Annotated in this window: 18 protein-coding genes and 2 pseudogenes; 16 read left to right on the top strand and 4 right to left on the bottom strand. The window is 36.8% G+C overall.

Annotated elements, in window-relative coordinates; translation table 11 throughout:
• The first annotated feature begins 131 nt into the window (after window positions 1–131).
• On the top strand, window positions 132–1253 hold the full coding sequence (locus tag BTR25_RS19860) for a GerAB/ArcD/ProY family transporter (RefSeq protein ID WP_075689769.1): 1122 nt from the start codon (window positions 132–134) through the stop codon (window positions 1251–1253).
• Between the two features lie 114 nt (window positions 1254–1367).
• Here BTR25_RS19860 and BTR25_RS19855 read toward each other — a convergent pair whose 3' ends face one another.
• Together BTR25_RS19855 and BTR25_RS19850 are read right to left on the bottom strand one after the other, a co-directional pair.
• Window positions 1368–2540, bottom strand: a complete 1173-nt coding sequence (locus tag BTR25_RS19855) for a Ger(x)C family spore germination protein (protein ID WP_075689768.1) — start codon at window positions 2538–2540, stop codon at window positions 1368–1370.
• On the bottom strand, window positions 2537–4222 hold the full coding sequence (locus BTR25_RS19850) for a spore germination protein (protein WP_075689767.1): 1686 nt from the start codon (window positions 4220–4222) through the stop codon (window positions 2537–2539). The genes BTR25_RS19855 and BTR25_RS19850 overlap by 4 nt, the downstream gene beginning before the upstream one ends.
• Window positions 4223–4517: 295 nt before the next feature.
• Here BTR25_RS19850 and BTR25_RS19845 point away from each other — a divergent pair.
• A pseudogene (locus BTR25_RS19845) lies at window positions 4518–4745 on the top strand (ATP-binding protein); the annotation flags it as partial.
• Between the two features lie 415 nt (window positions 4746–5160).
• On the opposite strand, the gene BTR25_RS19840 reads toward BTR25_RS19845, so the two are convergent.
• Complete coding sequence (locus tag BTR25_RS19840) at window positions 5161–5964, bottom strand: hypothetical protein (protein ID WP_075689766.1); 804 nt, start codon at window positions 5962–5964, stop codon at window positions 5161–5163.
• A gap of 1097 nt (window positions 5965–7061) precedes the next feature.
• Here BTR25_RS19840 and BTR25_RS26920 point away from each other — a divergent pair.
• From BTR25_RS26920 to BTR25_RS19800, 9 genes and pseudogenes are all read left to right on the top strand, one after another.
• A complete protein-coding gene (locus tag BTR25_RS26920; protein ID WP_083652480.1) occupies window positions 7062–7322 on the top strand; it encodes a hypothetical protein in 261 nt (86 codons plus the stop codon).
• 33 nt (window positions 7323–7355) lie between these two features.
• Entirely contained in the window at window positions 7356–7490 is a 135-nt protein-coding gene (locus BTR25_RS28520) for a protein-tyrosine phosphatase family protein (protein WP_303046854.1), read from the top strand.
• 830 nt (window positions 7491–8320) lie between these two features.
• The gene (locus tag BTR25_RS27775) at window positions 8321–8473 is read left to right on the top strand and encodes a hypothetical protein (protein ID WP_175596835.1); all 153 of its coding nucleotides are present in this window, start codon (window positions 8321–8323) and stop codon (window positions 8471–8473) included.
• 385 nt (window positions 8474–8858) lie between these two features.
• Window positions 8859–9158: pseudogene (locus BTR25_RS28245) on the top strand (ATP-binding protein); the annotation flags it as partial.
• An 885-nt stretch (window positions 9159–10043) separates the two neighbouring features.
• Window positions 10044–10724, top strand: a complete 681-nt coding sequence (locus BTR25_RS19820; protein ID WP_075689764.1) for a transaldolase family protein — start codon at window positions 10044–10046, stop codon at window positions 10722–10724.
• 87 nt (window positions 10725–10811) lie between these two features.
• Window positions 10812–11486, top strand: a complete 675-nt coding sequence (locus tag BTR25_RS19815) for a DUF4867 family protein (RefSeq protein WP_075689763.1) — start codon at window positions 10812–10814, stop codon at window positions 11484–11486.
• An 88-nt stretch (window positions 11487–11574) separates the two neighbouring features.
• A complete protein-coding gene (locus BTR25_RS19810) occupies window positions 11575–13356 on the top strand; it encodes a solute:sodium symporter family transporter (protein WP_075689762.1) in 1782 nt (593 codons plus the stop codon).
• 70 nt (window positions 13357–13426) lie between these two features.
• On the top strand, window positions 13427–15466 hold the full coding sequence (locus tag BTR25_RS19805; protein ID WP_083652478.1) for an alpha-glucosidase: 2040 nt from the start codon (window positions 13427–13429) through the stop codon (window positions 15464–15466).
• A gap of 203 nt (window positions 15467–15669) precedes the next feature.
• The gene (locus tag BTR25_RS19800) at window positions 15670–16398 is read left to right on the top strand and encodes a GntR family transcriptional regulator (protein ID WP_075689761.1); all 729 of its coding nucleotides are present in this window, start codon (window positions 15670–15672) and stop codon (window positions 16396–16398) included.
• A 65-nt stretch (window positions 16399–16463) separates the two neighbouring features.
• On the opposite strand, the gene BTR25_RS19795 is transcribed toward BTR25_RS19800, so the two are convergent.
• Entirely contained in the window at window positions 16464–16823 is a 360-nt protein-coding gene (locus tag BTR25_RS19795; protein WP_368483005.1) for a carbohydrate ABC transporter permease, read from the bottom strand.
• A 212-nt stretch (window positions 16824–17035) separates the two neighbouring features.
• Between BTR25_RS19795 and sftI the strand changes: the two genes are divergently transcribed.
• From sftI to BTR25_RS19770, 5 genes are all read left to right on the top strand, one after another.
• A complete protein-coding gene (sftI, locus tag BTR25_RS19790; protein WP_075689759.1) occupies window positions 17036–18376 on the top strand; it encodes a sulfoquinovose isomerase in 1341 nt (446 codons plus the stop codon).
• A 62-nt stretch (window positions 18377–18438) separates the two neighbouring features.
• A complete protein-coding gene (locus tag BTR25_RS19785) occupies window positions 18439–19170 on the top strand; it encodes a GntR family transcriptional regulator (protein WP_075689758.1) in 732 nt (243 codons plus the stop codon).
• A gap of 106 nt (window positions 19171–19276) precedes the next feature.
• Window positions 19277–20641 (top strand): aldehyde dehydrogenase family protein, encoded by a 1365-nt coding sequence (locus tag BTR25_RS19780; protein ID WP_483295274.1) that lies wholly within the window; start codon window positions 19277–19279, stop codon window positions 20639–20641.
• Between the two features lie 51 nt (window positions 20642–20692).
• Complete coding sequence (locus BTR25_RS19775; RefSeq protein WP_075689756.1) at window positions 20693–21595, top strand: AEC family transporter; 903 nt, start codon at window positions 20693–20695, stop codon at window positions 21593–21595.
• Window positions 21596–21696: 101 nt separating this feature from the next.
• Window positions 21697–22248, top strand: coding sequence for a glycerol-3-phosphate responsive antiterminator (locus BTR25_RS19770; RefSeq protein WP_075689755.1), 552 nt, complete (start codon window positions 21697–21699; stop codon window positions 22246–22248).
• Window positions 22249–22286 lie beyond the last annotated feature (38 nt).

Below are 22286 nucleotides of genomic sequence, written 5' to 3'. Positions count from 1 at the left end.
TTAAGAGGAGAGAAGCCTGTCGAAAGGTGAAATGGTAAAAAAAGATGTTTAAAAGATTACAACAATGAAGTTATGGGTAAAATGCTAACGAGATAATATGTAGTCTATAACGAGGGTGGAATATCAATCACATGATTCAAATTTCTAAAATTCAATTATTTGCACTAATCATGATATTTGAGATTGGAAGTACAACTCTCTTTGCTCTAGGGATTGGAGCAAAGCAGGACGCGTGGATTGTTGTGCTGCTTGCTTCGTTTGTTGGTTTTTTTCTATTATGGTTTTACACACAAATTGCCAAGTTTTACCCTAAGCAGAACTTTTCTGAGATATTAAATACTTTATTAGGAAAAAAGCTTGCTGCACCTTTACTATTTCTATTTGGTCTTTATTTTTTAAGTAACGCAAGCCATAACTTTTATGAATTCGGTCATTTAATTAAAATAACGGCATTACCAACCACCCCACTACTAGTAATCCTCTACATATTTATTATTTCAGCCATTTATATTCTTAGCTTAGGTTTTGAGGTGTTAGCTCGTACTGCTGAAATTTTATTTCCAGTTTTTTTAATTTTTCTAATAACCACTTATATCATCATACTTTTTTCAGGAAACTTTCATATTAGTGAGCTACAGCCTATATTAGGGAATGGCCTATCCCTTATTTTAACAGAACTGGATTTCGTGATTGCTTTTCCCTTTGGAGAAATGGTTGTTTTTTTGATGTTTTGGCACTTTGTTGACAATCAAAAGCTTTTACGTAAAACAGCTTTTATGGCGGTTATGTTTTCAACGGTATTAGTCATATTTACTTTGATATCCGTAATTGCAGTAATTGGTCCTGATCTTGCTGCAAACACTGAAATACCATTATTAGAAACAATTTTATCGATTAATATTGGAAATATAATCACAAATCTCGATGTAATCGCCGTGTTGATTATGTTTATTGGAGGATTTTTCAAAATGTCTCTCCATTTTTATGGATTTATCCTAGCACTCACATGGCTGCTAAAGGCTAAAAACCCTAAAAAAGTTATATTCTTTTCTGGATTGCTTTTTCCTTTATATGTAATATACCGTTTCCCAGGCTTAGATTATAAGCATTGGAAGGGAGATTTAGATATGTTTGGTATGTTAATTTTCCAGTCTATCCCTATCCTGCTTGTTATTATCATGTATATTAAACGGAAGAAAATTCCTAGCTCTAAAGAGGAGAATAATAATGAAGTACATACAAACAATCTTTAGCTATGATATACATACAGGCATCCTGTACACTGGTGGAAGCCTGTATGTCCTAATTCTAATTTTCTACATGCTATACCAAATGGTTGTTTCCTTTTTCAAAAGTTAAGAACCCTATTATTGAACAGGTTTAAACGGCCCTTTCAATAACCCAGTACTTGTAATATTCACATCGACTTTCACCTCGTAAGGAACTTCTTCAAACATTTTCGGCCAATTGTCCTTTACTTTATTCCAAGTTTTTGGGTACTCTTTATTTAGCTTTTTTCCAAACCCCAAAATATCTGCTTGGAATTCTTTTTGGGCTCTTCCAACTGTTTTATTGATCTCACCTTCAATTAATTTTTTATTTTCGTCTTCCATCGCCTCTAAAAATTCTATTAATTGCTTTGGATCTTCAAAGGTACCTGTAGACTGTTGTTCAGTAACTAACCCTTCGAGTGAGACATCAATAGTAAAAGAAATCTCTTCCCCTTTTACCTTTGGTATAATGTTGGTATTTATTTTCTTTACTTCGACGGCTACATACTTACTTTTATCTAAGACAGATTGGAGTGATATAGCACCTGTCTCAATGTCTCCCTTTACCCACCGGTAACCTCTTATTTCACTTTCATCTAGAAATCCGACTAATCGGTCCTTCTTAAACACAGCCCCACCTGTAAACTTAACTGCTGTATCTTGCGATTTATTTTTTTTTTCTTCAATTTGCAGTACACTTACTACAGAATCAATTCCGCCACCCAACACTTCCTTATAAAAATTAAGCATGTTGCTTGAAATAGAATTTAAATGCTTGGTTGTATTTTCCAGCATCCTATTTATTATAATGGCTGGTATACGGGAAACCCCCATCGATTCCGTCTCTAATACCCTTCTAGCACTTGTATCTTTAGCTATACAAAGCCAGACATACCCTCTAATTTCTTTCCCTCTTTGGAATGAATCTAGAATGGGGAGCAGCCCTTCTTTCGCCAATTCCTCACTGATAATAATGACTTTATTATGTGCATAAAAGCCTTCTCTATCGACTTGTTGGTTGGTTGCCCGGATTGCTTCAAAAATCGTTAGACCAGTAGTGGATATTAGAAGAAATGGTTTATCAGGACTTGGAGTTTGCGTGCTTTCTGCAGCAGGCTTTAATAATTGGGAAGTAAATATAAAACCACCTGTTTTAGGATCCTTATCGATAGCAATTGCTGCAACAATTCCAATCTCCTTTAGCTCTTCTCTGTCCCAGCAGCCTGATAGCAGAAGCAGACTGAGAATAGCGAAAATGATTCTTTTCAATTCTGTTCCTCTCCCTCAGGCTTATTTGGTTTAGTCGGTTTATTTTTTAATGACTGCTTTTTGGATTGCTGCCACATGATCGATTGAGGTCTAGATTTTTGAAAAAATAACGGCATCCGAATAATTGAATCTTTCCACTCACTCCAAATGATTGGAGCTTGAGGAGATAAATATGGTGTACCAAAAGAGCGTAAGGAGCACATATGTCCTAACAAAATGAGAAAGCCCATTAATACCCCATATAATCCTAATGCACCTGCTAAAAGCATAATTAAAAACCTGGATAAGATATTGGCATCATTTAAAGCAGTTACCACAAATCCACAAATTCCAGTAATCGCAATGACGATTACCATGGGAGTACTTACAAATCCCGCTTGAACAGCTGCTTCTCCAATAACCAATGCTCCAACAATACTAATTGCACCACCAACTGGTCGAGGCATTCGAACCCCTCCTTCTCGAAGGATTTCAAACACAAGAGCCATTAGCATCGCTTCAAGGAATATCGGAAACGGAACCTTTTCTTCTGCTGCTGCCATTGAGACAAGAAGTTGAGTGGGTACCATTTCATGATGGTATGTTGTAATAGCAATATATAAACCAGGAGTAGCAATCGTTAAAAATAACGAAAGAAATCGTAATAGCCTGATAAAGGTTGATAAATATGGACGAGAGTAATAATCTTCTCCTACTTGGAGAGTTTCCACAAATACATGAGGGACGGTTAATACGAAAGGAGTCCCATCGCAAAAGATCGCGACCCTTCCTTCTAATATTTTTCCAGCTACTTTATCAGGCTTTTCGCTATTTGCAACGGTAGGAAATATAGAAAATGGATGATCTTCAATAAATTGTTCAATATAGCCTGATTCTAGGATGGCATCCGTATCAATTTGTTTTAATCTTTTTTTCACCTCATCAACAACCTTTGGATTGGCAATTCCCTCTATATAGCCAATTCTAATGTTCGTTTTTGTTTCCTTCCCGATCTGCATCCCTTCAAATATCAAATTTGGGTTATTAATTTTTCTGCGAATTAATGAAGTATTTACTTTTAATACTTCATTAAACCCTTCTCTTGGCCCTCTCACATTTGATTCGGTATCAGGTTCTCCTACATTTCTTGATGAAAACCCTTGGGTACTTACCAGTAGTGCTGTTTCATAACCATCGATTAATATAAGCGTTTCTCCCATTTGAATGCTTGTACTAACAGCATCCAGTTCCCTCTCTTCCTTTAAGCTTGATGAACTTAATATTCTTTTTTTAACAATGGTTAGAAAGTCCTCATCGGATGCCTCTGAAAGATAAATCTCTGCATTGAAATCAGATTCCATTAATGACTTCACAATATGTAAATTAATATAGGGTTCACTAGCCATCCCATCAATAAAACAAATAAAGGCATTAACCTTTTTATCATTTAGAATTATTACGATTTCTCGATATTTCACATCCACGCTTTTCCCTAATGTTTGTTTAATCCGAATGATATTGGTTAATAGATCTTTTTCTATCCATTTTTTGTCCTGCTTGACATTATGCTCTTGTTTACTTATAGAATCTTGATTAGATTCTTCAGATTTATCATAAGATTCTTTATTGAATTCTTCCCCCTTCTGAAGGGTATTTTTCCTAAAAAATTCAATTTTTTGAGGATATCGAAATTTTTTTACCATTTTATTTCCTCTTTTAAGTCAAATTTAATTCTTTATATTATTTGCAAAAGCAAGAAAATAATTCCATGGAAGTGAGGGAAGTGGAGAAGGGGGGGAAGTGAAGCAATGCCAGTGGGGTCAGCTCCCACTCAGGGGAAACGCCGCGAGCCCTTGTTCCGAAATGCAAGTGATTTCCAAGCCTTTCTTCATTACTCAACCAACTTTACGAAAAGTATCCTTTTGAAATAGCCTCCTTTTCCCCTACCACCAGAGAGCAGCTGAATTATTATTTCATTTTTTCTCTACTCGTTACGAGAGAGGAAGCATGATCATCACGAGCAATCGGGAATTTAGCCGATGGGTAGAGGTATTTCACGATGAACAGATGACCGCCGCCTTGTTGGATCGAGTGACCCATAAGGCACACATCATCCCCATGAACGGGGAAAGTTACCGTCTCAAAAAACCTATTCGAAGTAACAAGAGGATGGTCAACTTTTACATGAGCGACATGGTCAACTTTTTGGTTGATATTTACATCTAAAAGTACACCCTTACTACGATTCTCATATTAGCTATGGAATAGATGAAGTTGTTATAAACAAAAATGGTGAGCTGATTAGTATAAGCACAAGAAGACATATGTCTTAATGCAATCAACAAATTAAAAAGTCTGATTCAAACGAAATCAGACTTTAAAAAATTTATTAAAATAAATGTTTGATAGATGATTAAATAATAAATAGAAAAAAGCTGGTGGGTCAAACTTATCTAATCTTTAGTAATAGACGGAAAAGAATCCTTAGTTCTTGTTTATTTCCATCAGTTGATTGTTTAAATATCACAATCAGCTAATCCATATTGTTCATATTATTTTATTTCTTATGAACAAATTGTTCATCCATTTCCGGCATATCATTAATACCAAACTGGTTTAATGTTGAATTTTTACCTATAGGTTATCTATCTTCGAATTGGAATCCGTAGTCGTGACCACATCTCAGCCACTCTCTTCCAAATGATCCAAATCCTTGATCGAAATAATACAAAGATCTCCACACTGAACTGCCTGTTCTTTTGTCATAAACTTCTAGTCCTAGTGTACCTGTACGTAAACCTGGAGTTTGATTGTTACCATTTCTAAAATAGCCTTGTCGTCCAGGAGCGTTTGGGCCAGGAAGTATTGCTGTTTGAAAATGGTTATAGGCTATAGGGGCTCTTTGGAACTGCCTCCATCTTTCTTCGAAGGTGGGCCATTTTCCATAATTTTCTTTTCCATAATGTTTAATCCAAACTTTGATATTATATTTACCTGGGCCTTTTCCATAATTATAATCGACAGCTGCGTATGATTGCCCGTGATTAGTGGATGGGCAAGTACTAACATCATCACACCCACATCTTTTTCGAAAGTTAGGATTTTTAGTTGCCCAAGAGTTAATTAGTACCACTGGAGCATTCTGTCTATATTCTTCGGATGATACCTCGTCGGGAACTATTATGGGTCTTTGCTGAAGTGTACTGTATTTGATCTCATTTATATAATTCTCAGAATATCTTTCGTTACCCGGAAAAATTTCCTGAACAGGATAGTCATATCCTAAAGGTTGATCCGTTGGCGGCGCCCATCCTGAAGACTGTATTTGTTGTGGATGGAGTCCTCCGTAATCAAGAAGATAGCCCGGTTGTACGGGTGGTCTTGGTGGCGTCGTTCTAAAGGAAGTTCTAGGGATTTCATAATAGTCTGGGTAGTAATAATACATATAGCTTACTCCTCACATTTAAATAGTTTATAAACCATTTTTTTTTGTTCAAAATATTATTATGTAAGTAATTGATAATTGTATCCACAAATGCCTAAATACAGTCAAATACAGTCACAGTGACTCCTCGATAAGGATGAATATGAACTTGTTATTGAGGTGATAGAGATAATGAATAGATTGGAAATATTTAATTATGAATAATACTGATTTGGAGCAGTTGATCAATCACTTCTGCCTGCTTTTTCTTTTTTAACTCTAGTAACCTTGCTTTCTCCTCTTCTTCCTTTAACGTTCGAGTTCCGCTTGTTTTGCTCGCTGTTCTTCTTTCTTCCGTTTATTTGTTCCATTCTTCCATGCGCACTCCCAATAGATTGTAAGTAACAAGTTTCTACCCATTTTTATAGCAAAACCCCTTTATTCATGGCGATTGTTCCTGTTTTACACAATCGTTTGATTAGTATCTAAACGTGTCCATTTGTGTAGATTACTAGTTTTTATTGGAGAGTAGCGGTTAACTAATATTGGGGTCAGACCACTGGCCTTACATGCGTTGAGAAATAATGCAAAAATGTAATAAAAAGTATTTACTGTGCCAAGCATTGCGATGATCTAGGTGTAAAATTTTAATAGTTTTCTATTTGCTAAGCAGTTCAGGTTGGTGAAACAAATGACATTTGCCATGAAGAATTTTTTCTATGACTTTTCAAAGGGAAAGGTCTTCATCGGTTTTATGATGACCTTTTTCTCTGACTTTTCAAAGGGAAAAGGTCTTCATCATCTTAATGAAGACCTATTTCTCCGGTTTTCCAATGGGATGTGGTCTTCATCCTCATATTACGAAAACCCGCCAATTTACCACGAGTTTTTTTCGTTAAGGAGATCCACATAAGAATTTAAATTTTAACGGGTGGTATCCAGGCAGCACTCACAATAGGATTGTAAATACAGTTACAGTCACTCCCCGATAAAAAAGCCTTACAGAATAATATAACGCTTCCCGTTTTAATATAATGTGTAAACTACCTAAACATATCTCTTGAATTATATAACCGAAATCGTATAATTCAATTAATACTTTAAGAGGGGTGACAGGTTTGTCTGATTTTCAAATGTTATTGAAAGGAATCTTCATGTGCGGGCAACAAGAAGTAAAAAACATAGTCGATTCAGAACATGCTACATACATCGTTGACCTTCGTGCTGAAGCAACAGAAGGAGTGGTACAAGGTGAAAATGTTAAATGGATTCATATCCCATTAATAGACGGAGTTCCCAATCAAACAGAAAAACTAAAAAAAGCTATTTCATTTGTAGCAACTGCTCACAAAGAAGGGAAAACAATTGTCCTTCATTGAAAAGGAGGAAAAAGTCGCACAGGTAGTGTGGCAATGGGTGTATTACTTGAACTTGGATTAGCTAAAACAATAGAGCAGGCAGAATCAATGGTCAAAGATATTCGACCAGAAATCGCTATTCATCCTGAATTTAAAAGGGATTTACAGAAGATCTTTATTGGTCGTTAATTGATTTACACTTTTAATAAAGTAATTCGTAAGAGCTTTGGTTATGGTTCATATCAACTCCAATGCTCTTATTAGGTTCATTGTAAAGATGTTATGAATATTTAGTTCCTACATGATACGGATTATAGTTTTTTATCGTGACTGTGGCAGCGATACAAGTTAATCTAGGAGGTGTGAAATTTTGATTTGAATATTTTACCATAAGGTTTTTTGATAGAGAACTGAAAGATGAATGTTGTCATCGTTGAAAGAAAGTTTAGCTTCCATTAAATGGACTTCCACTTAAGTTTCCATGGCCCCCTCAATAGATTGTAAGCGACAAATTTCTACCCATTTTTATATTAAAATCCTTTATTCCTCTTAATTGTTCCCATTTTACACAATCGTTTGATTAGTATCAAAACGTGTCAATTTATATAGATTTCTAGTTTTTATCTATTTTTATAGAAGAAATAAATCGAAGCCAGTGACTGTTCCTCGACAGAAATTTCTCCAAAAAACTAGCATGAGTTCGTTTAAATAAAGGGGTTTTCCTGAATTTAATTAAACGTTTATTTGAATATTTTTATGCTAATCAAACGTTTGATTGGATATGCGTTTTTGCTTGCTGTAAAGGCTTTTGTATTAAGAAAAAGGAAAGAAGGGAGTCGAAAGCTGCGTTTGTGAGTAAAGCTGAAAAAGTGTCCTCATGATGGTCACAGTGACTCCCCGATATTTGTCGAAGATTGATAGGTTGTTAGATAGCGCTTATCATTGATAGAATGGAGCTGCAGCTGAATATTGTTGGGTGGCCGGGTTGTCGATCTTCTTTTCCTTCGTAGGGGAAGGGAGTGATAATACTGGAAACTTTTCTTGAAACCTTACGTGAAGTTCTGAAGGGGATTGTCCGCGAATTAACGGCATATATCTTTCGGAAAAACGGTCTAGATAACAAGAAAACCACCCTACGCCGTCGCAAGCAAAAGGGTGGTTCTCGCAAATAATCCACATGACAACCATCACCCTGACGGTAGAGGTTGCAGGGAGAAGTGTTGACGCACTTCTCTTTTTTATTATATATCCATTATACATAAAAATATTCCTGTTGAGAAGTTAGGGGGATCACAGTGACCCCCGTTTTTTGTCGAGGGTTTATTGGTTAGTACACCTCATTTGATTCATCTTCCTTCTTTTGTTACATTCTTTTCCTTACTTCTCATTCTTATTTTGAAAATTAAATAGGTTGGAGGCTTTTGTATGACTGTTAAGGTTTTAAGTATTGGCTTGAAAGGTTTGGAAGGCTACCGTGTGCAGGTTGAGGTACGGATATCGACTGGTACGGAATCGATGGTGGTGGTTGGTTTGCCTGATGCTTCTGTTAAGGAGGCTAAACGAATTCCTATTGAAACCGTTCCTTTTCGACATCCCCACCATTCTGCGTCAGCTGTTGCCATCATTGGGGGCGGATCAAACCCAAGACCAGGTGAAATTTCGATGGCCCACCGTGGTGTATTATTTCTCGATGAGATTGCTGAGTTTACAAAAAAGACGCTTGATATGCTTCGTCAACCGCTAGAAACGGGCGAGGTGACCATTAGCAGAGCCCATTCTACCGTAATTTTCCTATCTTCCTTCATCCTTGTGGGGGCCATGAACCTATGCCCGTGTGGATACTCTCGCTTACGCTTTTTGTATGTCTTATGATTGATAGGTAATTTACATGACTAAGTGGAAAAGGAGTTTGACCCAACAGATAAATACAATCCTTAGTGGAACACTAAGAGATGTACCCCAAACTCACCCCATTACAGAAATCACTTGCTTATCCATGAAATTCCACTTCCTTTTTAGTAGATGCAGATTACCTTCCTTTCTATTATAATAAAACCTTTCTATTCACTTCGGATTTTCCATTTAATCAATCGTTTGATTAGTATCAAAACGTGCCGACTTGTGTAGATTACTAGTTTTTATATAATTTTATAGCAGAAATACATCGAAGCCAGTGACTGTTCCTCGACAGAAATTGCTCATAAAAACTAGCAAGAGTTCGTTTAAGTAAAAGGGTTTTCCAGCATTTAATCAATCGTCTGATTGAAAATAAAGGTGTTAATTAAATGATTGTTTGGGTTTGCGTATTTGCTTGGTGTAGAGGCTTTTGTTTTTGTTTAGAGGTGAGAAACTGGTCGAAAGTTGTGTTTGTAGTAAAGGTGAAAAAGTTGTCCTTAAACAAGCTGTTTTGTTTGGCTAGGGACGATAAGTTACCGATTCGTTGACGCATCGGTAACGATAAGGGGACAAGAAGAAGATTAAGAAAAAGATAAAGAAAAAGAAAAAGAACAACAATAACAACAATAAACGGTCCCCATATGCCCTACATGCAAAACAACAGCTGTTTTTATGGTTGGATTTTTTAATTATCTAAATTTTTAATTATAAATTATGAAAAAAGACTTGAATTTTTGAATTCGGTTTCATATTATATTAATAAAGATAGTAACTTTTAATTAAAGGTCACTATGTTATTACGAGGATAAAAAACATAACAACAAATTGAAGGGAGAGGTATTGTTAATGAAATACTTTTTAGACAGTGCCATTATGAAAGAAATTCGTTATGCATATGAAAATTGGGCAATCGATGGGGTAACTACTAACCCTAAACACATTATGAATAGTGGAAAACCTTTTTTAACTATTCTAGATGAATTTGCAAGTGAATTTAGAGGTGTTGAAAACTTCCCTATTTCTGTTGAAATTAACCCCCATCTAAATGATGCAAAAGAGATGGTGGTTGAAGGAAAAAAAATTGCTGCGCTCTCATCAAATTTTGTAATAAAAATCCCTTGCATTGAACAAGGTTTAATCGCTGCAAAGGAATTGGCAAAAGATGGAATCCAAACAAACGTAACGCTAGTATTTTCATCAGCTCAAGCCATTCAAACAGCAAGAATTGGGGCTGCCTTTGTTTCTCCGTTCGTTGGTTGGAAAGAGAATAATGGCGAAGATACAAAACAGTATATTCAAGATATTGCTAGTATTTATAAAACATATCAATATGAAACTGAGATTATCGTTGCTGCATTACGTACCGGCAAACAAATTGTTGATGCTGCTAAAGCAGGGGCGAATATTGTAACTTGTGGATTCGATGTCTATAAAAATAGTTTTGATCATGCATTTACAGATTATGGTTTAAATGTATTTCGGAATGCATGGGATCAAACAGTAAAAGAAGAAGTGGTTTTAAAATAATGATTCGCTAAATAAAGATTCCTCAAAGATATTACATCATAATCTTTGAGGATCTTTTAAAGATAAGCAATAAGGAGGTTAATTTCCTTGCAAAATTTTGATGTTTTGAAAACATTAAACACTCATATTTCTTTTTTTCATGTAAATCAACAAGAGTTTGTTCCGTATGGGAAAATACTATACAACCATGATTTTAACGAGTTACAATCGTATATGATGAAGACAAATATTCCTGAAGAAGGAAATATATATGTACCGTCTGTAACGGAAATGGAAGAGACGAAGATTAAAGAACAGGTTCAAAGTAATTTTTATGGTCATTTACCGATACAGATTGGTTATTGTAATGGCAGAAATTCAACGTTAAACGGTTTGGAATATCATAAAGGGAGCGAGATCAATATCGCTCTAACAGATCTTGTGCTTCTTCTAGGAAAAGTACAAGATATCAAAAGTAATTCCTATGATTCTCAAATGATTCGTGCTTTTTATATTCCAAAGGGTACGGCTATCGAGCTTTATGGGACAACTCTCCATTTTGCGCCGTGTAAGGTGACAGATGAAGGATTTAAAGTAATTGTTATCTTACCTGCTGGGACGAATCGGCCATTGAACAAAGAAATCGAAAAAAGAACAGAGGAAGATACCTTATTGTTTATGACAAATAAGTGGCTTCTTGCACATCCAGAAAGAGAAATGTTAATCAGTCGTGGAGCTTATCCGGGAATTAAAGGGGAAAATATTCAAGTCTTTTATCATTAGTTTGTTAGAAGAAAAATAGATTTGACGGGGATTGTAATAATTTCTACTATTAAAATACAGCAGTAATATGAATAAGGGGTATGTATTTATGGAGATGACAAACCTTTGGTTTACGCTATTATCTTGTGCATTTTTTATGGGTTTAGTGGGATGGATTTCCTATTTAAAGTCTAAAGGTGATGTAAGCGATTCCGCCGGATACTTTTTAGCGGGTCGTGGTTTAACGGGGACCTTTATTGCCGGTTCTTTATTGTTAACAAATTTATCAGCTGAACAATTAATTGGTCTTAATGGTCAGGCATACCGGGCCAATTTATCAAATATGGCATGGGAAGTCACCGCAGGTTTTGCCGTTGTCATAATGGCACTCTACTTACTTCCAAAATATTTGGGCGGTGCCTTTACAACCTTACCAGGGTTTTTAAGTTCCCGTTATGATGAAGGAGTCCGACGTCTTTCGGTTTTACTTTTCATGTTGGGATATATTTTAGTTACCATTCCTTCTGTTCTATACTCTGGAGCGTTAGCCATTTTAAAATTATTTGATGTACCAGCCATGTTAAACATTTCTTATGCAGAATCGATTTGGCTGATTGTTTGGGTAGTCGGAATAATCGGAGCTATTTATGCCATCTTTGGTGGTTTAAAAGCAGTTGCCATCTCAGACACTATAAATGGTATTGGACTATTAATTATAGGTGTCCTTGTTCCAGTGTTAGGATTCATTACACTAGGTGACGGAAGTTTTGCGGAAGGTGTGCAAAAAGTAGTTACAGCAAATCCTGAAAAGTTGAATGCGATCGGTTCGAGTACAGATTCTGTCCCATTTGGAACAATTTTCACAGGGATGATATTAGCCAATCTCTTCTACTGGGGAACCAATCAATATGTAATTCAACGTACACTAGGTGCAGCGAATCTAGCAGAGGGACAAAAAGGGGTGCTTTATTCTGGCTTCTTTAAACTTGCTATTCCGCTTTTTATGATGGTTCCTGGTTTGATTGCATTCCAGTTATATGGAGAAGGAATGGAGCCGGTTGACTTAGCCTACCCAGCACTTGTTGCAAAGGTTTTACCTTTGTATATGTCTGGTTTCTTTTTAGCAGTATTACTTGGAGCAGTTTTAAGCTCTTTTAACTCATTGCTAAACTCAGCTGCAACGATGTTTGCACTTGATATTTATAAACCTTTGAAAAAGAATGCTTCGGACCAAGAATTAATTCGTATTAGTAAAATTTTTGGTACAATTATTGCATTGGTTTCCTTCTTCATATCACCAATGTTAATGAATGCACCAGATGGTTTATGGGATTTAATACGTCGTTTTACAGGGTTTTTCAACATTCCGATTATTACAATCGTACTAGTAGGTTTGCTTTCAAAGCGTATTCCAGCCCTTGCTGCAAAGGTAGTGATTGGGTTCCACGTGATTACCTATTATATGCTAGTTTGGGGATTAAACCAATTATTTGGTGTTCAAGTCACGATTAACTTCATTTATATTTACGCCATTTTATTCTGTATTGAAGTAGCAATAATGATGGTTATTGGAAAAAAGAGACCAATGAAAGTACCGTATATTTTCAAGTCAAATGCTCAAGTAAGTCTTCAGCCTTGGAAATATTCCTTACTTGTTACAGTCACTCTATTAACACTTATTGTGATGACGTATATTGTATTCTCACCAATTGGTCTGGCATATGGAACTTCATTAGTTTCCCCAATGTTTTGGCCAGCAATGATAGCTGTTACAGTAATTGCGGTTATATTAGGTTATTTTTCTATAAATAGCTGGAATATAAAATATGCTCGTTACTTAGAAAAGCAGCAGAATAAAGAAATTGCTAAGAAGCATAAAAAACTAGCTTAATAAAGTACAGAACGATCGCTGTCAACGGTCGTTCTGTACTTGGTTATTAGCGAGAAAGAGGTAGACAAGCATGAGCAATACTAAAACGAATACAGGAATGGCAATAGAATTATTTACAGATGGGTTCGAATTAACATGGAATGGTGAGACATTGTTAAAGCATTCTTCTACAAAGCCATTTGTCTATATAGGTTACGGAGAAGAAGAAATTGACATGTACCGAGGTAATTTTGATATTCGCGATTATGTGATTGAGAGAACAGCTCTTCGTTATGTTAAAACCTTAGTAAATGAGGACGGAACCATTTTTATCTCCTTGAGTAAGTATGAAGGTGCTATCCCAGCATTAACATTTTCATTAAAACTAGAGAATGGCCAAGCAAGGTTACAGGTTGTTGAATCGGGAGAAAAAATAAATAGATTCTGGTTTCGAATCGAAGCGGATAAAGAAGAAAAAGTATATGGGTGCGGAGAACAGTTGTCTTATTTTAATATGAGAGGAAAGAATTTTCCTCTTTGGACCTCAGAGCCTGGTGTTGGCCGAAACAAACAAACATATGTAACATGGCAAGCTGATGTGAAAGATAATGCTGGCGGAGATTATTATAATACTAATTTCCCTCAACCGACCTTTGTATCAAGCAACAAGTATTATTGCCACGTTGAAACAACAGCCTACGCTGACTTTGATTTCAGAAAATCTGATTTTCATGAACTTCAAGTTTGGGAAGTTCCGAAAGAAATTATTTTTGAAGGTGCCTCTACCTTTATTAGTTTAGTAGAGAAAATCACTGCGCGATTTGGGCGTCAGCCAGAATTACCTGAGTGGACCTATAATGGCATTTGGTTAGGGATTCAAGGTGGAACAGAAGTAGTAGAAGCGAAGTTGGAGAAGGCTCTTGCGAAAGGAGTTAAGGTTGGCGGTGTTTGGTGTCAAGATTGGCAGGGAAAGCGTATCACATCATTTGGAAAACGTTTAATGTGGAACTGGCGCTGGAACCCTAATGAGTATCCAAGTCTTGATAAGAAAATACTAGAGTGGAAAGAAAAAGGCATTCGTTTTTTAGGATATATCAATCCTTATGTGGCAGTAGAGGGAGATTTATATAAATATGCAAATGAAAATGGATATTTAGCTCTAACAACAGAAGGTGAAACGTATCTGGTTGATTTTGGTGAGTTTTATTGCGGGGTCGTTGATTTTACCAATCCTTTAGCTTGTGAGTGGTATAAAAAGGTCATTAAAGATAATATGATTGACTTTGGAATAGATGGATGGATGGCGGATTTCGGTGAATACTTGCCAACTGATGTTGTTCTCCATAATGGTGTCGATGCAAAAATGATGCATAATGCATGGCCTACAATGTGGGCAAAGATCAATTATGAAGCTGTTTCTGAATCAAACAAATTAGGTGAAGTGGTTTATTTCATGCGTGCAGGATATACAGGAGTGCAAAAATATTGCACGCTTCTCTGGGGTGGAGATCAGAGTGTGGATTGGACATTAGATGATGGTTTAGCATCAGTCATTCCTGCTGCATTATCTTCAGGGATGATAGGCTGTGGATTGCATCACAGTGATATCGGAGGTTATACAAGCTTACATGGTAATAAGCGTTCCAAGGAATTGCTTATGAGATGGGCTGAGATGGGGGCATTTACGCCAGTGATGAGAACCCACGAAGGAAATCGTCCAGATGATTGCTTCCAATATGATGATGATGATGAGTCTTTAGAACACTTAGCAAGAATGACGGAGCTTTATGTTACACTTTCCCCTTACACAAAGTCACTCGTGAAGGAAAATGCTGAACATGGCATTCCTGTTCAACGTCCTTTATTTATGCACTATGAACAGGATGAAAATGCGTACGACATCCAGTATCAATATTTATATGGCAAAGACCTACTTGTGGCTCCTGTGTATCAAGAGGGTCAAAAAGAATGGGAAGTGTATTTACCTGAAGATGAATGGGTTCACCTTTGGAGTGGTCAAGCGTACAATGGCGGCCTTGTTACCGTCGAAGCACCCATTGGAAAACCACCGGTATTTTACCGTAAGAAATCTGAGTGGAAAGAGACTTTTATTCAATTATCAAACATTTAACTTAATTCATTTTTTAAAGGTTGTTGAGATCGATCAACAGCCTTTTTTAAACCATTCTTTTAAAGTTTTCAATTCAGTCCAGGCATCTTTATAATCGAAAGATAGTGATGTAAGTTATAATAGTAATGATAAGTGTGTGCTATAATAGCTGAAATAGAAAATAAATTTTGGAACGTAAAACCCTATAGAAAGGAGATTTTAAATTGGAAAGTAAGGTAGATCCTAATAAGAATATTGCTTTATACCTCCAAGTAAAAGATATTCTTATAAAAAGAATTCAAGAAAAAGTATGGGCTCCTAATACATTGATTCCTACAGAACAAGAGTTAATGGAAGAATTTAATGTTAGTCGAACCACCCTGCGTCAGGCTATCTTAATGCTCGTACAAGATGGTCTAATAGAGAAAAAGCAAGGAAAAGGAACCATTGTAAAGTCACAACAACTAACCGGGAACGGGCGACTAAAAGGATTTGCGGAAGAGGTAACGGAAAAAGGGCTGACGCCTAATTCGAAATTATTGCGAGTAGAGTTTAAAAATGATCTGTATCATGAGAAATCTATGCTCAATATCTCGGAAGATGAGGAAATTCTAGTAATTGAGCGAATTCGTTTTGCCGATCAGGTGCCCATCGCCATTGAGCGAACATGCTGGCCGGCTCATATTGGAAAGATTTTCGTTCATCAGGATTTAGACAGTGCAAAGTTCTACGAAATATTAGAAAATAATGAAATTATCTTAAAACGTGCACAAGAGAGGATTTCTGCCATTAATGCGACTATTTATGAGGCTGACCTGTTAGGAATACGAGGCGGGGAAGCGATGCTCGAGACGGAAAGATTAAGCTTCGGACTCGATGATAGACCAATTGAATTTTCTACAACAAAATATCGTAGTGATAAATACCATTATAATATTGAACTTACGAGGTAAAGGGCAATGATCAAGATCATTGTCCTTTTCTATCCCTATTTCATTGTAACGTAATGATGTAATTTTCACTTAATTGAACCGGCAGTCATTCCCGCAATAAAGTATCTTTGCAGGAATACATAAGCACAAATCATAGGAACAGAAGCAATAATTACACCAGAAAAGATCATCGGGTAATTTGTTAAGTATTGTCCCTGAAAACTAAGAAGTGCAATCGGCAGTGTTTTGACTTCTGCAGATTTTAACAGTAATAAGGGATGAAGCAAGTCATTCCATACAATCACAAATGCAAAAATAGTCACAGTTGCAATGGAAGGAAGTGACAAAGGAATCACGATTCGCGAATAGGTTTTCCATTCATTCGCCCCATCTATTTTTGCTGCCTCCAGAAGCTCTGCCGGTAACGTCTTCATAAATCCAGTCAAAATAAAATTGAAGAATATTTTGAAAAAGTACTTGAAAAGCTGTAGACGTTTTCATATTATAGTATTAAAGATACCTACTTTTCAACAAAGATAACTATCTTTTCGGAAAAGGTTTAAAAGATATATTTTTTTGCAGTAAAAGGTAATGATGAATTTATTGTTATAATTACGAATACCGTTAATGGGAAAAAGCCTAAAAGGAGAATTATGTGATGACCAATTCAGTAATTTTATACCTTCCAATCGGAAGAAAAACATTTGATCTTGAAGCAGCAGAAACGTACCGCAGTCAAAGTATGAAATGGCTTCAAGAAAGTGGTCATACGATTGTAGCGCCCACTGAAATCCTCACTTCAGTAGAAGAACTCGAACAATTTTTACAAACAGCAGCTTCCACTGAAATCAATACCATTCTCTATCAAAGTGTGACCTTTGCAGATGGGGAGTTCATGGTGAAGACCCTTGAGTATTTTAAGGAACCAGTGATTGTATGGTCCGTTCGTGAACCAAGTGTAGGCGGTCGTTTACGACTTAACTCGTTGACGGGTGGAAATAGCACAAGTAATGTACTGCGCAATCACCAGCATCCATTTGCATTTGTATTTGGAAATCCGGATGAAGAAAAGTTACAAAAAGAATTACTCGAGAAATTCGATGTCATGCGTGTTCTGAAATCTTTAAATCAATTGAAGATTGGAGTTGTTGGAGAATATCCGCCTGGCTTCTTTTTCTCTGACGCAAACGAGGGCGAACTAAAAGAAGCACTGGGTGTCACTCTTCATAAGATGGATTTGCAAGAGGCTTTTAGAAAATGTATAGAGCTTCCTGAAGAAGAATGGATTGGTGAAGTTGATCGGGCAGAACAACAAGTAATTGGTTTGAATCGTGAGGATGAAACAGTCAAAAAATTCGCCCAGTTCTCAACTTACATAAAAAAACAGATCAAAGAGGAAGAGATTAAATCCATCGCCATGAGATGTTGGCCGGACTTTTTCAATGATTTAGGTGCAGCACCATGTTCGGTACTGTCACAGTTCACCGAGGATGGAATGGTTTCTTCTTGTGAATCAGATATACACGGATCTGTTTCTATGTATATTTTACGGGAGTTAACGGGAGGCAGTGCACCCTATTTAGGTGACTTGGTCCATGTAAATGAGGAAAAAAACTCAGTTGTTTTTTGGCATTGCGGAGCTGGAGCGTACTCACTTGCCCACCCATCAACAGGAGCGAAGGCTGGTTTACATCCAAACCGTAAGATGGGATTAGCGATGGATTTCGGTTTAAAGGCGGGGGAAGTGACCATTTTCCGAGTTAGTCATACACCTGACGGATATCGGCTTCTTGTCATGAAAGGGAATGCACTTGATGTGGAACAACCTTTTAGTGGTACCTCAGTAGAAGTAGCCTTAACAACCGATGTGACAAGTACACTTTATGATCTAATGAATGCCGGCTATGAGCCTCACTTTGCTTTAGTATATGGTGATGTAACTAAACAACTAATTGAATTAGGACGTCTGCTAAATTTAGAAACGAATGTTTTTGTTTAAAAAGGAAGACGTGTTACTTCCATAATGGCTGGAGTCATTCGTGCTGAAGGGAGTTTGAATAAGTGGGAAGCAGTTTCGAGCCTGACAAAAGTATCTCTCTCTATGTACAAGTGAAAGATACGATTATCAAACGGATTCAAGAAAAGGAATGGATCCCAAATACCATGATTCCGACCGAAAATGAATTGATGGCAGAGTTCAATGTAAGCCGAACAACCATACGACAAGCGATCTCTATACTGGTTCAGGAAGGAATCCTAGAGAAAAAGCAGGGGAAAGGGACCATTGTAAAACCCCAGTTATTTATCGGAAGTTTAGGGAAGTTAAAAGGATTTGCTGAAGAGGTAATGGAAATAGGGATGGTTCCAGCCTCTAAATTACTAGTAGTGAAGACGTGCAGCGATTTACATTATGAAAAGTCTATGCTTAAGGTGCCAATGGAAGAAGAAATAGTGGTCATTGAACGTCTGCGTTTTGCTGATCAGACACCCATTGCGATTGAGCGCTCGTGTTGGCCTGATGATATTGGAAAAATGCTGATTCATCAGGATTTAAATCGCGCAACGTTTTATGAAATATTGGAGAAAAACAACATTACCCTAAAACATGCAAATGAGAAGATTACTTCTATCAATGCAACGATATTAGAGGCCGATTTACTTGGAATCAGAGGCGGGCAGGCGTTGTTAGTAATGGAAAGAATCAGTTATGGCAATGAAGAGAGACCAATAGAATTTACAACTACAAAATTCTGTAGTGAAAAATACCAATATCAAATTGAGCTTTTTAGATAAATAAATAACATAAAAAGAACCTTAAGGAGTGGGGAAATTGTCAACGATTACTGCGAATAAACAATATGGTTTATATATTAATGGAAAAGGGGAACAAACTGTTGAAATGATGGAAGTATTAAATAAATATACGCAGGAAGTCACTGCATATATTTCTGTTGCCGAAAAAGAACATGTAGATGCGGCCGTCCAAGGTGCAAAAAAAGCGCTAAAGAGTACGTTTTCACCGTATGCCCGCTATGAGGTATTAATGAAAGCCGCTCAGTTATTACTAGAACGCCGCGAGGAATTTGCACAAGTACTTGCTGTAGAAGTGGGTAAACCGATACGCGAGTCCCGAGGAGAAATCGAACGTGCTGCTCAAACCTTAGTCATTTCAGCGGAAGAAGCAAAGCGTATCCACGGAGAGGGAATTCCTGTTGAGGCAGCACCAGGTTCTGAAAACCGAATGGCCTTTACGGTTCGTGTACCAGTTGGAGTGATTGCTGCTATTACACCATTTAATGTACCGGTTAATCTAGTTTGTCATAAGATAGGACCTGCCTTAGCGGCGGGGAATAGTGTTGTGCTAAAGCCTGCAGAGGTAACACCCGTTTGTGCCTTAATGTTAGCGGATTTAATGGAAGAAGCGGGTCTTCCAAAAGGTCGTCTTCAGGTTTTAACAGGAGATGGAGCTAAAATTGGAGAATGGCTTTTAGCGAATAAGGATGTAAATATGTTCACTTTTACTGGAAGTCCGCGTGTAGGGGAATATATTCGCTCAAAAGCTGGCTTACGTAAAGTGGCATTGGAATTAGGAAACAACTCTGCAACGATTGTACACAATGATGCCAATTTAGAACAAGCTGCATCTTTAATCGCTCAAAAAAGCTTCAATAATGCTGGCCAAGTTTGTATATCTGTGCAACGTGTATACGTTCATGAGGATATTTTTGAACCATTTATCACGTTATTAAAGAAAAATACTGAAAAACTTGTCGTCGGAAATCCTTTAGATGAATTAACAGATATTGGCCCTATGATCCGTCTTCGTGAGGCCGAGCGTGTTGAAAGCTGGGTAAAGGAATCCATTGAGCAGGGTGCTGTTATTGCATTAGGCGGTAATCGTAATGGCGCACTATTTGAGCCTACTATTCTAACAAATGTAAATGATGATATGAAAGTATGCCGACAAGAGGTATTTGGGCCAGTGGTTTCAGTAGCGACATATAAAGAAGTCGACGAGGTCATTGCGAAAGTAAATGACTCCGATTATGGCTTGCAAGCTGGTCTTTTCACAAATAATCTAAAATTTGCAATGAAAGCTGCCCGTGAAATTGAGGTAGGTGGTCTAATTGTAAATGATGCCTCGGCCTATCGAGTGGATCATATGCCTTATGGGGGAGTAAAGAATAGTGGTAATGGAAAAGAAGGACCGAAATACGCGATTGATGAAATGACGGAAGAGCGTATTATTGTATTAAATTTATAATCTATTAATACGAAAGGTAATTATATATTTTTTAGGAATGAAGGTGAATCAGTGGATTTCTTCCTTATCCTTATTCCAATCTTTGGCATATTTGCTCTCGGTTTTATCGGTCAAAAAAAAATAGGGTTCGAACCGAAAACTATTTCGACAATGGCTCTGTATTTAATGTCACCTGTTTTAGTGTTTCGGACCTTCTATTCTATAAGATTTGATTTAACCTATTTATATATGACACTTTATACATTTGCACTTTGTTTTTCCTTAATTATTGTTGTATATATGATTGCATTTATACGTCATTACTCCATTAAAGAAACCTGTGGAATGATATTAGCTTCCTCTTTTATGAATAATGGAAATTACGGAACTCCGGTCGTGTTATTGTTATTTGGGGCAACAGGTCTTGATTATGCGATTATTTTAATGGTCATTCAACAGCTTGCCATGTGTACAGTAGGTGTGTACTATGCAGCCAAAGGCGGTAAAGATGGAAATGGCATACGTTCTGCCGTACGGGCCGTTAAACGTATGCCAATGGTTTACGGAGCAATTGCAGGCTCAATCCTGCAAGTCATGCATGTTAAACTTGGAGCTTCCATTACTGAAGCAGTTGATATGGTCGCCAATGCAGCCATTCCAACCGTTATGCTTGTATTAGGTATGCAGCTTGCTAGAATTTCATTAAAAAATTTAGAGAGGGAAAAAGTTTCTCTTTCTCTTATTACGAAATTAGCCATATCACCAATTATTGCCTATTTTCTAACTTTGGCTTTGCCAGTTGACGATATGGTAAAGCAAATCATGATTATTATGGCAGCTATGCCTACAGCAGCGAATACGACGATGTACGCATTACAATTCAATACAGAACCTGAGTTTGTTTCAAGTGCAACGCTCGTTAGTACAACTCTAAGTTTAGCTACCTTACCTGTCATTTTTATGATTGTTTTATAGTAGAAGCAACTATATATCTTATCTATTAACAAAGAATCTCATTAATTAAATGTTAATGAGATTCTTTTGTAAAGTAGGGTATGTGGTGAGGAGGTTCGTGAATGCCGTTTCACAAACAACAGGTTTTGCCAGCGTTTAGGGAAATGAAGCAACTTGAGCGGTTTTTAGAAAGTGATTATAAGTACGGGCTGTTACTGGATAGTCATTTAGGACAATTACGCGGAATTATGAATGTCGTGAGAAAGGCACAGAAAGAATTAATCTTACATGTGGATCTCATTAACGGCTTAAAAGCAGACGAATATGCCGTAGAATTTTTATGTCAAGATTTAAGACCAGCTGGAATTATTTCTACTAAATCGAATGTTATTTTAAAAGCAAAACAAAAAGGTGTTTATGCTATTCAAAGGGTTTTTTTACTAGATAGTACCTCTCTTGAAAAAACCTACAAGATGGTCCCAAAAATAAAGCCTGATTATATTGAAGTCCTGCCTGGAATCATTCCTTCTATTATACAAGAAGTACATGAAAAAACAGGGATACCAATCTTGGCAGGGGGATTCATAAAAAGCGAACAAGACGTGCTTCAAGCTTTAACAGCTGGTGCGACGGCTGTTACTACTTCAAGACAAAACCTTTGGAAAGCCTATTAGGTGGAAGTAAAGAAAGAAAATTTGAATTTAAGAATTGT

This window comes from Bacillus sp. MRMR6 (assembly GCF_001940785.1).
In the GTDB taxonomy this organism is placed as follows: domain Bacteria; phylum Bacillota; class Bacilli; order Bacillales; family Cytobacillaceae; genus Neobacillus.
Note: the sequence above shows the minus strand (reverse complement) of the source record. Positions and strands in the feature narration are given on the sequence as shown.

Excerpts from the sequence above, each read along its gene's own strand:
- BTR25_RS19840 (WP_075689766.1), bottom strand. The coding sequence starts at position 5,964 with ATGTATTATTACTACCCAGACTATTATGAAATCCCTAGAACTTCCTTT.
- BTR25_RS19820 (WP_075689764.1), top strand. The coding sequence starts at position 10,044 with ATGAAATACTTTTTAGACAGTGCCATTATGAAAGAAATTCGTTATGCA.
- BTR25_RS19810 (WP_075689762.1), top strand. The coding sequence starts at position 11,575 with ATGGAGATGACAAACCTTTGGTTTACGCTATTATCTTGTGCATTTTTT.
- BTR25_RS19770 (WP_075689755.1), top strand. The coding sequence starts at position 21,697 with ATGCCGTTTCACAAACAACAGGTTTTGCCAGCGTTTAGGGAAATGAAG.
- BTR25_RS19780 (WP_483295274.1), top strand. The coding sequence starts at position 19,277 with ATGATGGAAGTATTAAATAAATATACGCAGGAAGTCACTGCATATATT.
- sftI (WP_075689759.1), top strand. The coding sequence starts at position 17,036 with ATGACCAATTCAGTAATTTTATACCTTCCAATCGGAAGAAAAACATTT.
- BTR25_RS28520 (WP_303046854.1), top strand. The coding sequence starts at position 7,356 with ATGGGTGTATTACTTGAACTTGGATTAGCTAAAACAATAGAGCAGGCA.
- BTR25_RS19860 (WP_075689769.1), top strand. The coding sequence starts at position 132 with ATGATTCAAATTTCTAAAATTCAATTATTTGCACTAATCATGATATTT.
- BTR25_RS19850 (WP_075689767.1), bottom strand. The coding sequence starts at position 4,222 with ATGGTAAAAAAATTTCGATATCCTCAAAAAATTGAATTTTTTAGGAAA.
- BTR25_RS19805 (WP_083652478.1), top strand. The coding sequence starts at position 13,427 with ATGAGCAATACTAAAACGAATACAGGAATGGCAATAGAATTATTTACA.